Below are 230 nucleotides of genomic sequence, written 5' to 3' on the forward strand. Positions count from 1 at the left end.
TGAGCCTGCAAATTTTACCTCTGCCGCTCAAGCTGAATAGCCGTACCTGTTATCTTTCCGGGCATGAAGCGGCGGGGCGGGATAAAGGGCATCAGTGGATGGAAGAGTTGCTGATCAATATTTGTCGTCGATAAGTCAGGGTGAATAAACCGCATGGTGCCATGCGGTTTATTCTGTGATTTTTTATGCAGGCACTATTTTGTTCTGTGCGCATTTTTTCAGACGCTCAG

1 pseudogene is annotated in these 230 nt (G+C 47.4%); it reads left to right on the forward strand.

Annotation, left to right across the window (positions count from 1 at the left end):
- Positions 1-134 (forward strand): annotated as a pseudogene (leuO, locus tag RTW80_RS31110) (transcriptional regulator LeuO); the annotation flags it as partial.
- Positions 135-230 lie beyond the last annotated feature (96 nt).

The organism is Escherichia sp. AM3, assembly GCF_032029835.1.
In the GTDB taxonomy this organism is placed as follows: domain Bacteria; phylum Pseudomonadota; class Gammaproteobacteria; order Enterobacterales; family Enterobacteriaceae; genus Escherichia; species Escherichia coli.